The organism is Escherichia sp. KS167_9B (genome assembly GCF_030295215.1).
GTDB lineage: Bacteria > Pseudomonadota > Gammaproteobacteria > Enterobacterales > Enterobacteriaceae > Escherichia > Escherichia coli_F.
This window is the reverse complement of the sequence record NZ_AP025754.1, coordinates 4,569,951-4,584,973: the sequence shown is the minus strand read 5'-3', so window position 1 is coordinate 4,584,973 and position 15,023 is coordinate 4,569,951. Positions and strand designations below refer to the sequence as shown.

14 protein-coding genes are annotated in these 15,023 nt (G+C 50.9%); all 14 read left to right on the top strand.

All coding sequences use genetic code 11. The annotated features are described in order from the left end of the window. Nucleotides 1-322: 322 nt before the first annotated feature. Entirely contained in the window at nt 323-2,212 is a 1,890-nt protein-coding gene (mnmG, locus tag QUE34_RS22950; protein ID WP_105268625.1) for a tRNA uridine-5-carboxymethylaminomethyl(34) synthesis enzyme MnmG, read from the top strand. Between the two features lie 63 nt (nt 2,213-2,275). Further along, nucleotides 2,276-2,899 carry a 16S rRNA (guanine(527)-N(7))-methyltransferase RsmG gene (gene rsmG, locus QUE34_RS22945; protein WP_105268626.1) on the top strand — a complete coding sequence of 208 codons (624 nt, stop codon included), beginning with the start codon at nt 2,276-2,278 and terminating at the stop codon, nt 2,897-2,899. A gap of 616 nt (nt 2,900-3,515) precedes the next feature. After that, nucleotides 3,516-3,896, top strand: a complete 381-nt coding sequence (gene atpI, locus QUE34_RS22940; protein ID WP_105268627.1) for a F0F1 ATP synthase subunit I — start codon at nt 3,516-3,518, stop codon at nt 3,894-3,896. 8 nt (nt 3,897-3,904) lie between these two features. After that, nucleotides 3,905-4,720 carry a F0F1 ATP synthase subunit A gene (gene atpB, locus QUE34_RS22935; RefSeq protein WP_000135618.1) on the top strand — a complete coding sequence of 272 codons (816 nt, stop codon included), beginning with the start codon at nt 3,905-3,907 and terminating at the stop codon, nt 4,718-4,720. 46 nt (nt 4,721-4,766) lie between these two features. Continuing rightward, nucleotides 4,767-5,006 carry a F0F1 ATP synthase subunit C gene (gene atpE / locus QUE34_RS22930; RefSeq protein WP_000429386.1) on the top strand — a complete coding sequence of 80 codons (240 nt, stop codon included), beginning with the start codon at nt 4,767-4,769 and terminating at the stop codon, nt 5,004-5,006. 61 nt (nt 5,007-5,067) lie between these two features. Beyond that, nucleotides 5,068-5,538 carry a F0F1 ATP synthase subunit B gene (gene atpF, locus QUE34_RS22925; RefSeq protein ID WP_001052219.1) on the top strand — a complete coding sequence of 157 codons (471 nt, stop codon included), beginning with the start codon at nt 5,068-5,070 and terminating at the stop codon, nt 5,536-5,538. 14 nt (nt 5,539-5,552) lie between these two features. Continuing rightward, nucleotides 5,553-6,086: a F0F1 ATP synthase subunit delta gene (atpH, locus tag QUE34_RS22920; protein ID WP_105268628.1), complete on the top strand. Its 534-nt coding sequence runs from the start codon at nt 5,553-5,555 to the stop codon at nt 6,084-6,086. A gap of 12 nt (nt 6,087-6,098) precedes the next feature. Further along, complete coding sequence (gene atpA, locus QUE34_RS22915; protein WP_001176745.1) at nt 6,099-7,640, top strand: F0F1 ATP synthase subunit alpha; 1,542 nt, start codon at nt 6,099-6,101, stop codon at nt 7,638-7,640. Nucleotides 7,641-7,690: 50 nt separating this feature from the next. After that, a complete protein-coding gene (atpG, locus tag QUE34_RS22910; protein WP_000896498.1) occupies nt 7,691-8,554 on the top strand; it encodes a F0F1 ATP synthase subunit gamma in 864 nt (287 codons plus the stop codon). Nucleotides 8,555-8,580: 26 nt separating this feature from the next. Then, complete coding sequence (gene atpD, locus QUE34_RS22905) at nt 8,581-9,963, top strand: F0F1 ATP synthase subunit beta (protein WP_105268629.1); 1,383 nt, start codon at nt 8,581-8,583, stop codon at nt 9,961-9,963. 20 nt (nt 9,964-9,983) lie between these two features. Further along, nucleotides 9,984-10,403, top strand: coding sequence for a F0F1 ATP synthase subunit epsilon (locus QUE34_RS22900; RefSeq protein WP_001251965.1), 420 nt, complete (start codon nt 9,984-9,986; stop codon nt 10,401-10,403). Between the two features lie 351 nt (nt 10,404-10,754). Beyond that, nucleotides 10,755-12,125 (top strand): bifunctional UDP-N-acetylglucosamine diphosphorylase/glucosamine-1-phosphate N-acetyltransferase GlmU, encoded by a 1,371-nt coding sequence (glmU, locus tag QUE34_RS22895; protein WP_105268630.1) that lies wholly within the window; start codon nt 10,755-10,757, stop codon nt 12,123-12,125. Between the two features lie 161 nt (nt 12,126-12,286). Then, entirely contained in the window at nt 12,287-14,116 is a 1,830-nt protein-coding gene (gene glmS, locus QUE34_RS22890; RefSeq protein ID WP_105268631.1) for a glutamine--fructose-6-phosphate transaminase (isomerizing), read from the top strand. Nucleotides 14,117-14,422: 306 nt separating this feature from the next. Next, entirely contained in the window at nt 14,423-14,995 is a 573-nt protein-coding gene (gene lpfA-O113 / locus QUE34_RS22885) for a long polar fimbria major subunit LpfA-O113 (protein ID WP_105268632.1), read from the top strand. Nucleotides 14,996-15,023 lie beyond the last annotated feature (28 nt).

The window sequence follows — 15,023 nt, the reverse complement described above, 5'->3', positions numbered from 1 at the left end:
GGTAGTTATCCAAAGAACAACCGTTGTTCAGTTTTTGAGTTGTGTATAACCCCTCATTCTGATCCCAGCTTATACGGTCCAGGATCACCGATCATTCACAGTTAATGATCCTTTCCAGGTTGTTGATCTTAAAAGCCGGATCCTTGTTATCCACAGGGAAGTGCGATCCTAATAAGAGATCACAATAGAACAGATCTCTAAATAAATAGATCTTCTTTTTAATACCCAGGATCCCAGGTCTTTCTCAAGCCGACAAAGTTGAGTAGAATCCACGGCCCGGGCTTCAATCCATTTTCATACCGCGTTATGCGAGGCAATCACCATGTTTTATCCGGATCCTTTTGACGTCATCATCATTGGCGGGGGTCATGCAGGCACCGAGGCCGCGATGGCCGCGGCGCGTATGGGTCAACAGACTCTGCTTTTGACACACAATATCGACACTCTGGGGCAGATGAGCTGCAACCCGGCGATCGGCGGTATTGGGAAGGGACATCTGGTAAAAGAAGTGGATGCACTCGGCGGTCTGATGGCGAAAGCGATCGATCAGGCGGGTATCCAGTTTAGGATACTAAACGCAAGCAAGGGACCGGCAGTTCGCGCTACCCGAGCTCAGGCGGATCGTGTGCTCTACCGTCAGGCGGTACGTACGGCGCTGGAGAACCAACCGAACCTGATGATCTTCCAGCAGGCGGTTGAAGATCTTATTGTCGAAAACGATCGTGTAGTTGGCGCTGTTACCCAAATGGGACTGAAGTTCCGTGCCAAAGCCGTCGTGCTCACCGTTGGGACGTTCCTCGACGGTAAAATTCATATCGGTCTGGATAACTACAGCGGTGGCCGTGCTGGTGATCCGCCGTCCATTCCGCTTTCTCGCCGTTTGCGTGAACTGCCGCTGCGCGTTGGTCGTCTGAAAACCGGGACTCCGCCGCGTATTGATGCGCGTACTATCGACTTCAGCGTGCTGGCGCAACAGCATGGCGATAACCCAATGCCGGTATTCTCGTTTATGGGCAATGCGTCCCAGCATCCACAGCAGGTGCCGTGTTATATCACTCATACCAACGAGAAAACCCATGATGTGATCCGCAGTAACCTCGATCGTAGCCCAATGTACGCAGGGGTGATCGAAGGTGTCGGCCCACGCTACTGCCCGTCGATCGAAGACAAAGTCATGCGCTTCGCCGACAGAAATCAGCATCAGATCTTCCTTGAACCGGAAGGGCTGACCTCTAACGAAATTTATCCGAACGGTATCTCCACCAGCCTGCCGTTCGATGTGCAGATGCAAATCGTCCGCTCCATGCAGGGGATGGAAAACGCGAAGATCGTGCGTCCGGGTTATGCCATTGAGTATGACTTCTTCGATCCTCGCGACCTGAAACCGACGCTGGAGAGCAAGTTTATCCAGGGGCTGTTCTTTGCTGGTCAGATTAACGGCACTACCGGTTACGAAGAAGCCGCTGCGCAAGGTTTGCTGGCTGGTCTTAACGCTGCCCGTCTGTCTGCTGACAAAGAAGGTTGGGCTCCGGCGCGTTCTCAGGCGTATCTCGGCGTACTGGTTGATGACCTGTGCACTTTAGGAACCAAAGAACCGTATCGTATGTTTACCTCGCGCGCAGAATATCGTCTGATGCTGCGCGAAGATAATGCGGATCTGCGTTTGACTGAAATTGGTCGTGAACTGGGCCTGGTGGATGACGAACGTTGGGCGCGCTTTAACGAGAAACTTGAGAATATCGAGCGTGAGCGTCAGCGTCTGAAATCGACCTGGGTAACCCCGTCGGCGGAAGCTGCAGCCGAAGTGAATGCTCACCTGACTGCGCCGCTTTCCCGTGAAGCCAGTGGTGAAGATCTGCTGCGTCGTCCGGAAATGACTTATGAAAAATTAACCATGCTGACGCCTTTTGCCCCTGCGTTGACAGACGAACAGGCGGCGGAACAGGTTGAGATTCAGGTTAAATACGAAGGTTATATCGCGCGCCAGCAAGATGAGATCGAAAAGCAGCTGCGTAACGAGAACACCCTGCTACCAGCGACGCTGGATTACCGCCAGGTATCCGGTCTTTCTAACGAAGTGATCGCCAAACTTAACGATCACAAACCGGCTTCTATCGGTCAGGCTTCGCGTATTTCTGGCGTCACGCCTGCGGCCATCTCCATTCTGCTGGTGTGGCTGAAAAAACAGGGTATGCTGCGTCGTAGCGCATAACGCATTAAAAATGCCTGGTAAGCACCCGCTTACCGGGCTACGCATCAAGAACAGGTAATCACCGTGCTCAACAAACTCTCCTCTCTGCTGAAAGACGCAGGAATTTCGCTTACCGATCACCAGAAAAACCAGCTAATTGCCTACGTGAATATGCTGCATAAATGGAATAAAGCGTACAACCTGACTTCGGTCCGCGATCCTAATGAGATGCTGGTACGCCATATTCTCGATAGCATTGTGGTGGCACCGTATCTGCAAGGTGAACGGTTTATCGATGTCGGCACCGGACCAGGACTGCCTGGCATTCCACTCTCTATCGTGCGTCCTGAAGCCCATTTCACGTTGTTGGATAGCCTTGGTAAACGCGTGCGTTTCCTTCGTCAGGTGCAACATGAGCTTAAACTGGCGAATATTGAGCCAGTACAGAGCAGGGTAGAAGAGTTTCCTTCTGAGCCGCCATTTGATGGCGTAATTAGCCGCGCCTTTGCCTCTCTGAACGATATGGTGAGCTGGTGCCACCATCTTCCTGGTGAGCAAGGTCGTTTCTACGCGCTGAAAGGCCAAATACCGGAAGATGAAATCGCTTTGTTGCCCGAAGAATATCAGGTCGAATCAGTGGTTAAACTTCACGTTCCGGCCCTGGATGGCGAACGTCATCTGGTGGTGATTAAAGCAAATAAAATTTAATTTTTATCAAAAAAATCATAAAAAATTGACCGGTTAGACTGTTAACAACAACCAGGTTTTCTACTGATATAACTGGTTACATTTAACGCCACGTTCACTCTTTTGCATCAACAAAGTAACGTGGCTTTTTTTGGTAAGCAGAAAATAAGTCATAAGTGAAAATATCAGTCTGCTAAAAATCGGCGCTAAGAATCATCATTGTCTGTTAAAACATTATTAAAAATGTCAATGGGTGGTTTTTGTTGTGTAAATGTCATTTATTAAAACAGTATCTGTTTTTAGACTGAAATATCATAAACTTGCAAAGGCATCATTTGCCAAGTAAATAAATATGCTGTGCGCGAACATGCTCAATATGTGATCTGAAGCACGCTTTGTCGCCAGTGTTTACGCGTTATTTACAGTTTTTCATGATCGAACAGGGTTTGCAGAAAAGTCGCAATTGTATGCACTGGAAAAATATTTAAACATTTATTCACCTTTTGGCTACTTATTGTTTGAAATCACGGGGGCGCACCGTATAATTTGACCGCTTTTTGATGCTTGACTCTAAGCCTTAAAGAAAGTTTTATACGACACGCGGCATACCTCGAAGGGAGCAGGAGTGAAAAACGTGATGTCTGTGTCGCTCGTGAGTCGAAACGTTGCTCGGAAGCTTCTGCTCGTTCAGTTACTGGTGGTGATAGCAAGTGGATTGCTGTTCAGCCTCAAAGACCCCTTCTGGGGCGTCTCTGCATTAAGTGGAGGCCTGGCAGTCTTTCTGCCTAACGTTTTGTTTATGATATTTGCCTGGCGTCACCAGGCACATACACCAGCGAAAGGCCGGGTGGCCTGGACATTCGCATTTAGCGAAGCTTTTAAAGTTCTGGCGATGTTGGTGTTACTGGTGGTGGCGTTGGCGGTTTTAAAGGCGGTATTCTTGCCGCTGATCGTTACGTGGGTTTTGGTGCTGGTGGTTCAGATACTGGCACCGGCTGTAATTAACAACAAAGGGTAAAAGGCATCATGGCTTCAGAAAATATGACGCCGCAGGATTACATAGGACACCACCTGAATAACCTTCAGCTGGACCTGCGTACATTCTCGCTGGTGGATCCGCATAACCCCCCAGCCACCTTCTGGACAATCAATATTGACTCCATGTTCTTCTCGGTGGTGCTGGGTCTGTTGTTCCTGGTTTTATTCCGTAGTGTAGCCAAAAAGGCGACCAGCGGCGTGCCAGGTAAGTTTCAGACCGCGATTGAGCTGGTGATCGGCTTTGTTAATGGTAGCGTGAAAGACATGTACCATGGCAAGAGCAAGCTGATTGCTCCGCTGGCCCTGACGATTTTCGTCTGGGTATTCCTGATGAACTTGATGGACTTACTGCCTATCGACCTGCTGCCGTACATCGCTGAACATGTACTGGGTCTGCCGGCACTGCGTGTGGTTCCGTCTGCGGACGTGAACGTAACGCTGTCTATGGCACTGGGCGTATTTATCCTGATTCTGTTCTACAGCATCAAAATGAAAGGCATCGGCGGCTTCACGAAAGAGTTGACGCTGCAGCCGTTCAATCACTGGGCGTTCATTCCTGTCAACTTAATCCTTGAAGGGGTAAGCCTGCTGTCCAAACCAGTTTCACTCGGTTTGCGACTGTTCGGTAACATGTATGCCGGTGAGCTGATTTTCATTCTGATTGCTGGTCTGTTGCCGTGGTGGTCACAGTGGATCCTGAATGTGCCGTGGGCCATTTTCCACATCCTGATCATTACGCTGCAAGCCTTCATCTTCATGGTTCTGACGATCGTCTATCTGTCGATGGCGTCTGAAGAACATTAATTTACCAACACTACTACGTTTTAACTGAAACAAACTGGAGACTGTCATGGAAAACCTGAATATGGATCTGCTGTACATGGCTGCCGCTGTGATGATGGGTCTGGCGGCAATCGGTGCTGCGATCGGTATCGGCATCCTCGGGGGTAAATTCCTGGAAGGCGCAGCGCGTCAACCTGATCTGATTCCTCTGCTGCGTACTCAGTTCTTTATCGTTATGGGTCTGGTGGATGCTATCCCGATGATCGCTGTAGGTCTGGGTCTGTACGTGATGTTCGCTGTCGCGTAGTAAGCGTTGCTTTTATTTAAAGAGCAATATCAGAACGTTAACTAAATAGAGGCATTGTGCTGTGAATCTTAACGCAACAATCCTCGGCCAGGCCATCGCGTTTGTCCTGTTCGTTCTGTTCTGCATGAAGTACGTATGGCCGCCATTAATGGCAGCCATCGAAAAACGTCAAAAAGAAATTGCTGACGGCCTTGCTTCCGCAGAACGAGCACATAAGGACCTTGACCTTGCAAAGGCCAGCGCGACCGACCAGCTGAAAAAAGCGAAAGCGGAAGCCCAGGTAATCATCGAGCAGGCGAACAAACGCCGCTCGCAGATTCTGGACGAAGCTAAAGCTGAAGCAGAGCAGGAACGTACTAAAATCGTGGCCCAGGCGCAGGCGGAAATTGAAGCCGAGCGTAAACGTGCCCGTGAAGAGCTGCGTAAGCAAGTTGCTATCCTGGCTGTTGCTGGCGCCGAGAAGATCATCGAACGTTCCGTGGATGAAGCTGCTAACAGCGACATCGTGGATAAACTTGTCGCTGAACTGTAAGGAGGGAGGGGCTGATGTCTGAATTTATTACGGTAGCTCGCCCCTACGCCAAAGCAGCTTTTGACTTTGCCGTCGAACACCAAAGTGTAGAACGCTGGCAGGACATGCTGGCGTTTGCCGCCGAGGTAACCAAAAACGAACAAATGGCAGAGCTTCTCTCTGGCGCGCTTGCGCCAGAAACGCTCGCCGAGTCGTTTATCGCAGTTTGTGGTGAGCAACTGGACGAAAACGGTCAGAACCTGATTCGGGTTATGGCTGAAAATGGTCGTCTTAATGCGCTCCCGGATGTTCTGGAGCAGTTTATTCACCTGCGTGCTGTGAGTGAGGCTACCGCTGAGGTAGACGTCATTTCCGCTGCCGCGTTGAGTGAACAACAGCTCGCGAAAATTTCTGCTGCGATGGAAAAACGTCTGTCACGCAAAGTTAAGCTGAATTGCAAAATCGATAAGTCTGTAATGGCAGGCGTTATCATCCGAGCGGGTGATATGGTCATTGATGGCAGCGTACGCGGTCGTCTTGAGCGCCTTGCAGACATCTTGCAGTCTTAAGGGGACTGGAGCATGCAACTGAATTCCACCGAAATCAGCGAACTGATCAAGCAGCGCATTGCTCAGTTCAATGTTGTGAGTGAAGCTCACAACGAAGGTACTATTGTTTCTGTAAGTGACGGTGTTATCCGCATCCACGGCCTGGCCGATTGTATGCAGGGTGAAATGATCTCCCTGCCGGGTAACCGTTACGCTATCGCACTGAACCTCGAGCGTGACTCTGTAGGTGCGGTTGTTATGGGTCCGTACGCTGACCTTGCCGAAGGCATGAAAGTTAAGTGTACTGGCCGTATCCTGGAAGTTCCGGTTGGCCGTGGCCTGCTGGGCCGTGTGGTTAACACTCTGGGTGCACCAATCGACGGTAAAGGTCCGCTGGATCACGACGGCTTTTCTGCTGTAGAAGCTATCGCCCCGGGCGTTATCGAACGTCAGTCCGTAGATCAGCCGGTACAGACCGGTTATAAAGCCGTTGACTCCATGATCCCAATCGGTCGTGGTCAGCGTGAATTGATCATCGGTGACCGTCAGACCGGTAAAACCGCACTGGCAATCGATGCCATCATTAACCAGCGCGATTCCGGTATCAAATGTATCTATGTCGCTATCGGCCAGAAAGCGTCCACTATTTCTAACGTGGTACGTAAACTGGAAGAGCACGGCGCACTGGCTAACACCATCGTTGTGGTAGCAACCGCGTCTGAATCCGCTGCACTGCAATACTTGGCGCCGTATGCCGGTTGCGCAATGGGCGAATACTTCCGTGACCGCGGTGAAGATGCGCTGATCATTTACGATGACCTGTCTAAACAGGCTGTTGCTTACCGTCAGATCTCCTTGCTGCTCCGTCGTCCGCCAGGACGTGAAGCATTCCCGGGCGACGTATTCTACCTCCACTCTCGTCTGCTGGAGCGTGCTGCGCGTGTTAACGCCGAATACGTTGAAGCCTTCACCAAAGGTGAAGTGAAAGGGAAAACCGGTTCTCTGACCGCGCTGCCGATTATCGAAACTCAGGCGGGTGACGTTTCTGCGTTCGTTCCGACTAACGTAATCTCCATTACCGATGGTCAGATCTTCCTGGAAACCAACCTGTTCAACGCCGGTATTCGTCCTGCGGTTAACCCGGGTATTTCCGTATCCCGTGTTGGTGGTGCAGCACAGACCAAGATCATGAAAAAACTGTCCGGTGGTATCCGTACCGCTCTGGCACAGTATCGTGAACTGGCAGCGTTCTCTCAGTTTGCATCCGACCTTGACGATGCAACACGTAAGCAGCTTGACCACGGTCAGAAAGTGACCGAACTGCTGAAACAGAAACAGTATGCGCCGATGTCCGTTGCGCAGCAGTCTCTGGTTCTGTTCGCAGCAGAACGTGGTTACCTGGCGGATGTTGAACTGTCGAAAATCGGCAGCTTCGAAGCCGCTCTGCTGGCTTACGTCGACCGTGATCACGCTCCGTTGATGCAAGAGATCAACCAGACCGGTGGCTACAACGACGAAATCGAAGGCAAGCTGAAAGGCATCCTCGATTCCTTCAAAGCAACCCAATCCTGGTAACGTCTGGCGGCTTGCCTTAGGGCAGGCCGCAAGGCATTGAGGAGAAGCTCATGGCCGGCGCAAAAGAGATACGTAGTAAGATCGCAAGCGTCCAGAACACGCAAAAGATCACTAAAGCGATGGAGATGGTCGCCGCTTCCAAAATGCGTAAATCGCAGGATCGCATGGCGGCCAGCCGTCCTTATGCAGAAACCATGCGCAAAGTGATTGGTCACCTTGCACACGGTAATCTGGAATATAAGCACCCATACCTGGAAGACCGCGACGTTAAACGCGTAGGCTACCTGGTGGTGTCGACCGACCGTGGTTTGTGCGGTGGTTTGAACATTAACCTGTTCAAAAAACTGCTGGCGGAAATGAAGACCTGGACCGACAAAGGCGTTCAATGCGACCTCGCAATGATCGGCTCGAAAGGCGTGTCGTTCTTCAACTCCGTGGGCGGCAATGTTGTTGCCCAGGTCACCGGCATGGGGGATAACCCTTCCCTGTCCGAACTGATCGGTCCGGTAAAAGTGATGTTGCAGGCCTACGACGAAGGCCGTCTGGACAAGCTTTACATTGTCAGCAACAAATTTATTAACACCATGTCTCAGGTTCCGACCATCAGCCAGCTGCTGCCGTTACCGGCATCAGATGATGATGATCTGAAACATAAATCCTGGGATTACCTGTACGAACCCGATCCGAAGGCGTTGCTGGATACCCTGCTGCGTCGTTATGTCGAATCTCAGGTTTATCAGGGCGTGGTTGAAAACCTGGCCAGCGAGCAGGCCGCCCGTATGGTGGCGATGAAAGCCGCGACCGACAATGGCGGCAGCCTGATTAAAGAGCTGCAGTTGGTATACAACAAAGCTCGTCAGGCCAGCATTACTCAGGAACTCACCGAGATCGTCTCGGGGGCCGCCGCGGTTTAAACAGGTTATTTCGTAGAGGATTTAAGATGGCTACTGGAAAGATTGTCCAGGTAATCGGCGCCGTAGTTGACGTCGAATTCCCTCAGGATGCCGTACCGCGCGTGTACGATGCTCTTGAGGTGCAAAATGGTAATGAGCGTCTGGTGCTGGAAGTTCAGCAGCAGCTCGGCGGCGGTATCGTGCGTACCATCGCAATGGGTTCCTCCGACGGTCTGCGTCGCGGTCTGGATGTAACAGACCTCGAACACCCGATCGAAGTCCCGGTAGGTAAAGCGACTCTGGGCCGTATCATGAACGTACTGGGTGAACCGGTCGACATGAAAGGCGAGATCGGTGAAGAAGAGCGTTGGGCGATTCACCGCGCAGCACCTTCCTACGAAGAGCTGTCAAACTCTCAGGAACTGCTGGAAACCGGTATCAAAGTTATCGACCTGATGTGTCCGTTCGCTAAGGGCGGTAAAGTCGGTCTGTTCGGTGGTGCGGGTGTAGGTAAAACCGTAAACATGATGGAGCTTATTCGTAACATCGCGATCGAGCACTCCGGTTACTCTGTGTTTGCGGGCGTAGGTGAACGTACTCGTGAGGGTAACGACTTCTACCACGAAATGACCGACTCCAACGTTATCGACAAAGTATCCCTGGTATATGGCCAGATGAACGAGCCGCCGGGAAACCGTCTGCGCGTTGCACTGACCGGCCTGACCATGGCTGAGAAATTCCGTGACGAAGGTCGTGACGTTCTGCTGTTCGTTGACAACATCTATCGTTACACCCTGGCCGGTACGGAAGTATCCGCACTGCTGGGCCGTATGCCTTCAGCGGTAGGTTATCAGCCGACTCTGGCGGAAGAGATGGGCGTTCTTCAGGAACGTATCACCTCCACCAAAACTGGTTCTATCACCTCCGTACAGGCGGTATACGTACCTGCGGATGACTTGACTGACCCGTCTCCGGCAACCACCTTTGCGCACCTTGACGCAACCGTGGTACTGAGCCGTCAGATCGCGTCTCTGGGTATCTACCCGGCTGTTGACCCGCTGGACTCTACCAGCCGTCAGCTGGACCCGCTGGTGGTTGGTCAGGAACACTACGACACCGCGCGTGGCGTTCAGTCCATCCTGCAACGTTATCAGGAACTGAAAGACATCATCGCCATCCTGGGTATGGATGAACTGTCTGAAGAAGACAAACTGGTGGTAGCGCGCGCTCGTAAGATCCAGCGCTTCCTGTCCCAGCCGTTCTTCGTGGCAGAAGTATTCACCGGTTCTCCGGGTAAATACGTCTCCCTGAAAGACACCATCCGTGGCTTTAAAGGCATCATGGAAGGCGAATACGATCACCTGCCGGAGCAGGCGTTCTACATGGTCGGTTCCATCGAAGAAGCAGTGGAAAAAGCCAAAAAACTTTAACGCCTTAATCGGAGGGTGATATGGCAATGACTTACCACCTGGACGTCGTCAGCGCAGAGCAACAAATGTTCTCTGGTCTGGTCGAGAAAATCCAGGTAACGGGTAGCGAAGGTGAACTGGGCATTTACCCGGGCCACGCACCGCTGCTCACCGCCATTAAGCCTGGTATGATTCGCATCGTGAAACAGCACGGTCACGAAGAGTTTATCTATCTGTCTGGCGGCATTCTTGAAGTGCAGCCTGGCAACGTGACCGTTCTGGCCGACACCGCAATTCGCGGCCAGGATCTCGACGAAGCGCGAGCCATGGAAGCGAAACGTAAGGCTGAAGAGCACATTAGCAGCTCTCACGGCGACGTAGATTACGCTCAGGCGTCTGCGGAACTGGCCAAAGCGATCGCGCAGTTGCGCGTTATCGAGTTGACCAAAAAAGCGATGTAACACCGGCTTGAAAAGCACAAAAGCCAGTCTGGAAACAGGCTGGCTTTTTTTTACGCGTATTGACCCGTCCTGAAGAGCGTTCACATAGATCCTGCTGATATAAAACCCCCTGTTTCCCGTTTATTCATTGATCGAAATAAGAGCAAAAACATCCACCTGACGCTTAAATGAAGGTATTGCCTTAATTTTCTGCAGACAAAAGGCGTGACGATGGTCGAAAATGGCGCTTTCGTCAGCGGGGATAATCCGTTATTGAACAATTTATCCTCTGTCCATTTCACGATGAAAAAAATGTAGTTTTTTCAAGGTGAAGCGGTTTAAATTCGTTCTCAAATTACAGTCAGGACGCGTATGTTGAATAATGCTATGAGCGTAGTGATCCTTGCCGCAGGTAAAGGCACGCGCATGTATTCCGATCTTCCGAAAGTGCTGCATACCCTTGCCGGGAAAGCGATGGTTCAGCATGTCATTGATGCTGCGAATGAATTAGGCGCAGCGCACGTTCACCTGGTTTACGGTCACGGCGGTGAGCTGCTTAAACAGGCGCTGAAAGACGACAACCTGAACTGGGTGCTTCAGGCAGAACAGCTGGGTACGGGTCATGCAATGCAGCAGGCCGCACCTTTCTTTGCCGATGATGAAGACATTTTAATGCTCTACGGCGACGTGCCGCTGATCTCTGTTGAAACACTCCAGCGCCTGCGTGATGCTAAACCGCAGGGCGGCATTGGTCTGCTGACGGTGAAACTGGATGATCCGACCGGTTATGGACGTATCACCCGTGAAAACGGCAAAGTTACCGGCATTGTTGAGCACAAAGATGCCACCGACGAGCAGCGTCAGATTCAGGAGATCAACACCGGTATTCTGATCGCCAACGGCGCAGATATGAAACGCTGGCTGGTGAAGCTGACCAATAATAATGCGCAGGGCGAATACTACATCACCGACATTATTGCGCTGGCGTATCAGGAAGGACGTGAAATTGTTGCCGTTCATCCGCAACGTTTAAGCGAAGTAGAAGGCGTGAATAACCGCCTGCAACTCTCGCGTCTGGAGCGTGTTTATCAATCCGAACAAGCTGAAAAACTGCTGTTAGCAGGCGTTATGCTGCGCGATCCGGCGCGTTTTGATCTACGCGGTACGCTAACTCACGGGCGCGATGTTGAAATTGATACTAACGTTATCATCGAGGGCAACGTGACTCTCGGTAATCGTGTGAAAATCGGCACCGGTTGCGTGATTAAAAACAGCGTGATTGGCGATGATTGCGAAATTAGCCCGTATACCGTTGTGGAAGATGCGAATCTGGCAGCGGCCTGTACCATTGGCCCGTTTGCCCGTCTGCGTCCTGGTGCTGAGTTGCTGGAAGGCGCACACGTCGGTAACTTCGTTGAGATGAAAAAAGCGCGTCTGGGTAAAGGCTCGAAAGCAGGTCATCTGACTTACCTGGGGGATGCGGAAATTGGCGATAACGTCAACATCGGCGCAGGAACCATTACCTGCAACTACGATGGTGCCAATAAATTTAAAACCATTATTGGCGACGATGTGTTTGTTGGATCCGATACTCAGCTGGTGGCCCCGGTAACGGTAGGCAAAGGCGCAACCATTGCTGCGGGTACAACTGTGACGCGTAATGTTGGCGAAAATGCTCTGGCAATCAGCCGTGTGCCGCAGTCGCAAAAAGAAGGCTGGCGTCGTCCGGTAAAGAAAAAGTAATTCTGGCCGGGTAATCCGGTCATATGGGATGAGGAGATAACATAATCTCCCGCCCACAAGCAGTAACTATAAAAATAACCCCACTCTCTACAAAGGCTCGGGGCGCCCGAAAAACGGGCATACAGGTTGACCGACAACGATATAAATCGGAATCAAAAACTATGTGTGGAATTGTTGGCGCGATCGCGCAACGTGATGTAGCAGAAATCCTTCTTGAAGGTTTACGTCGTCTGGAATACCGCGGATATGACTCTGCCGGTCTGGCGGTTGTAGATGCAGAAGGTCATATGACCCGCCTGCGTCGCCTCGGTAAAGTCCAGATGCTGGCCCAGGCAGCGGAAGAACATCCTCTGCATGGCGGCACCGGGATTGCTCACACTCGCTGGGCGACGCACGGCGAACCTTCAGAAGTGAATGCGCATCCGCATGTTTCTGAACACATTGTGGTGGTGCATAACGGCATCATCGAAAACCATGAACCGCTGCGTGAAGCGTTAAAAGCACGTGGCTATACCTTCGTTTCTGAAACCGACACCGAAGTGATTGCACACCTGGTGAACTGGGAGCTGAAACAAGGCGGTACTCTGCGTGAGGCTGTTCTGCGTGCTATTCCGCAACTGCGCGGCGCGTACGGTACGGTAATTATGGACTCCCGTCACCCGGATACCCTGCTGGCGGCTCGTTCTGGTAGCCCGCTGGTGATTGGCCTGGGCATGGGCGAAAACTTTATTGCTTCTGACCAGTTGGCGCTGTTGCCAGTGACCCGTCGCTTTATCTTCCTTGAAGAAGGCGATATTGCGGAAATCACTCGCCGTTCGGTAAACATCTTCGATAAAACTGGCGCGGAAGTGAAACGTCAGGATATCGAATCCAATCTGCAATATGACGCGGGCGATAAAGGTATTTACCGCCACTACATGCAGAAAGAGATCTACGAACAGCCGAACGCGATCAAAAACACCCTTACCGGGCGTATCAGCCACGGCCAGGTGGACCTAAGCGAGCTGGGGCCGAACGCTGACGAACTGCTGTCGAAGGTTGAGCATATTCAGATCCTCGCCTGTGGTACTTCTTACAACTCCGGTATGGTTTCCCGTTACTGGTTTGAATCGCTGGCAGGTATTCCGTGCGACGTTGAAATCGCCTCTGAATTCCGCTATCGCAAATCTGCTGTGCGTCGCAATAGCTTGATGATCACTCTGTCGCAGTCTGGCGAAACCGCGGATACCCTGGCGGGCCTGCGTCTGTCGAAAGAGCTGGGATATTTGGGCTCGCTGGCAATTTGTAACGTTCCGGGTTCTTCTCTGGTACGTGAATCCGATCTGGCGCTGATGACCAACGCAGGTACTGAAATCGGCGTGGCGTCCACCAAAGCATTTACCACTCAGCTAACTGTGCTGTTGATGCTGGTGGCGAAACTGTCTCGCCTGAAAGGTCTGGATGCCTCCATTGAGCATGATATCGTGCATGGTCTGCAGGCGCTGCCGAACCGTATTGAGCAGATGCTGTCTCAGGACAAACGCATTGAAGCTCTGGCGGAAGATTTCTCTGACAAACACCACGCGCTGTTCCTGGGCCGTGGCGATCAGTATCCAATTGCGCTGGAAGGCGCATTGAAGCTGAAAGAGATCTCTTATATTCATGCGGAAGCCTACGCAGCAGGCGAACTGAAACACGGTCCGCTGGCGCTGATTGACGCCGATATGCCGGTTATCGTCGTCGCACCGAACAACGAATTGCTGGAAAAACTGAAATCCAACATTGAAGAAGTTCGTGCGCGTGGTGGTCAACTGTACGTCTTCGCCGATCAGGATGCTGGTTTTGTCGGTAGCGATAACATGCACATCATCGAGATGCCGCATGTGGAAGAGGTTATTGCACCGATCTTCTACACTGTTCCGCTGCAGTTACTGGCTTATCACGTCGCGCTGATCAAAGGCACCGACGTTGACCAGCCGCGTAACCTGGCAAAATCGGTTACGGTTGAGTAATTTTCATCATTGATATAAAGGGCTGCCGACGGGCGGCCTTTTTTTTATAAAGGGTATCAGTGGGTTATTATTGATGCGAAAATTAATATAAATATATTCTGAATTATTGGTGATGTCCGATAATACACTTGATTTTTTACTGTTTTAATAATATCTAAATAATAAATTTATATTTAATTTTGCATAATTAATATTATTTTTAGATAAAAATACCCCATTGGTGTACTATGCCTCTGAATCATAAATACACTTATTAATTTAAGTGATGATTTAGACTGAAGGATATATTATATCAATGGAGTTCGTATGAAACGTAATATTATTGGTGGTGCACTTACGCTGGCATCTTTAATGTTAGCCGGAAATGCACTTGCAGAAGATGGCGTTGTTCACTTTGTCGGTGAAATTGTCGATAGCACATGTGAAGTGACTTCCGATACCGCCGATCAAACTGTTCCTCTTGGTAAGGTCAACAAAAGTGCGTTTTCAGGAGTAGGCAGCCTGGCGTCACCACAGCAATTTAGTATTAAACTGGAAAAATGTCCGTCAACCTATACTGAGGCAGCCGTTCGTTTTGATGGTACCGAAGCACCTGGCGGAGACGGTGATCTGAAAGTAGGTACACCTATTACTGCGAGCAATCCAGGTGATTATACTGGCACAGGTGCTGCAATAGTTGCTACTGGCGTCGGCATCCGTATATTTAACCAGTCCGATAACTCTCAGGTTAAACTCTATAACGACTCCGCCTATACCGCTATCGACGGTGACGGCAAGGCTGAAATGAAGTTTATTGCACGCTATGTTGCTACCAATGCGACCGTAACGGCAGGTACAGCGAACGCTGATTCACAATTTACCGTCGAATATAAGAAATAATTAATTCAGGGCCTTTTTATTCAGTTGG

What these genes read in the sequence shown, in the direction of transcription:
- QUE34_RS22900 (WP_001251965.1), top strand. Translation starts at nt 9,984, where the DNA reads ATGGCAATGACTTACCACCTGGACGTCGTCAGCGCAGAGCAACAAATG.
- glmS (WP_105268631.1), top strand. Translation starts at nt 12,287, where the DNA reads ATGTGTGGAATTGTTGGCGCGATCGCGCAACGTGATGTAGCAGAAATC.
- lpfA-O113 (WP_105268632.1), top strand. Translation starts at nt 14,423, where the DNA reads ATGAAACGTAATATTATTGGTGGTGCACTTACGCTGGCATCTTTAATG.
- atpA (WP_001176745.1), top strand. Translation starts at nt 6,099, where the DNA reads ATGCAACTGAATTCCACCGAAATCAGCGAACTGATCAAGCAGCGCATT.
- atpE (WP_000429386.1), top strand. Translation starts at nt 4,767, where the DNA reads ATGGAAAACCTGAATATGGATCTGCTGTACATGGCTGCCGCTGTGATG.
- atpI (WP_105268627.1), top strand. Translation starts at nt 3,516, where the DNA reads ATGTCTGTGTCGCTCGTGAGTCGAAACGTTGCTCGGAAGCTTCTGCTC.
- atpG (WP_000896498.1), top strand. Translation starts at nt 7,691, where the DNA reads ATGGCCGGCGCAAAAGAGATACGTAGTAAGATCGCAAGCGTCCAGAAC.
- glmU (WP_105268630.1), top strand. Translation starts at nt 10,755, where the DNA reads ATGTTGAATAATGCTATGAGCGTAGTGATCCTTGCCGCAGGTAAAGGC.
- atpD (WP_105268629.1), top strand. Translation starts at nt 8,581, where the DNA reads ATGGCTACTGGAAAGATTGTCCAGGTAATCGGCGCCGTAGTTGACGTC.
- mnmG (WP_105268625.1), top strand. Translation starts at nt 323, where the DNA reads ATGTTTTATCCGGATCCTTTTGACGTCATCATCATTGGCGGGGGTCAT.
- atpB (WP_000135618.1), top strand. Translation starts at nt 3,905, where the DNA reads ATGGCTTCAGAAAATATGACGCCGCAGGATTACATAGGACACCACCTG.
- atpH (WP_105268628.1), top strand. Translation starts at nt 5,553, where the DNA reads ATGTCTGAATTTATTACGGTAGCTCGCCCCTACGCCAAAGCAGCTTTT.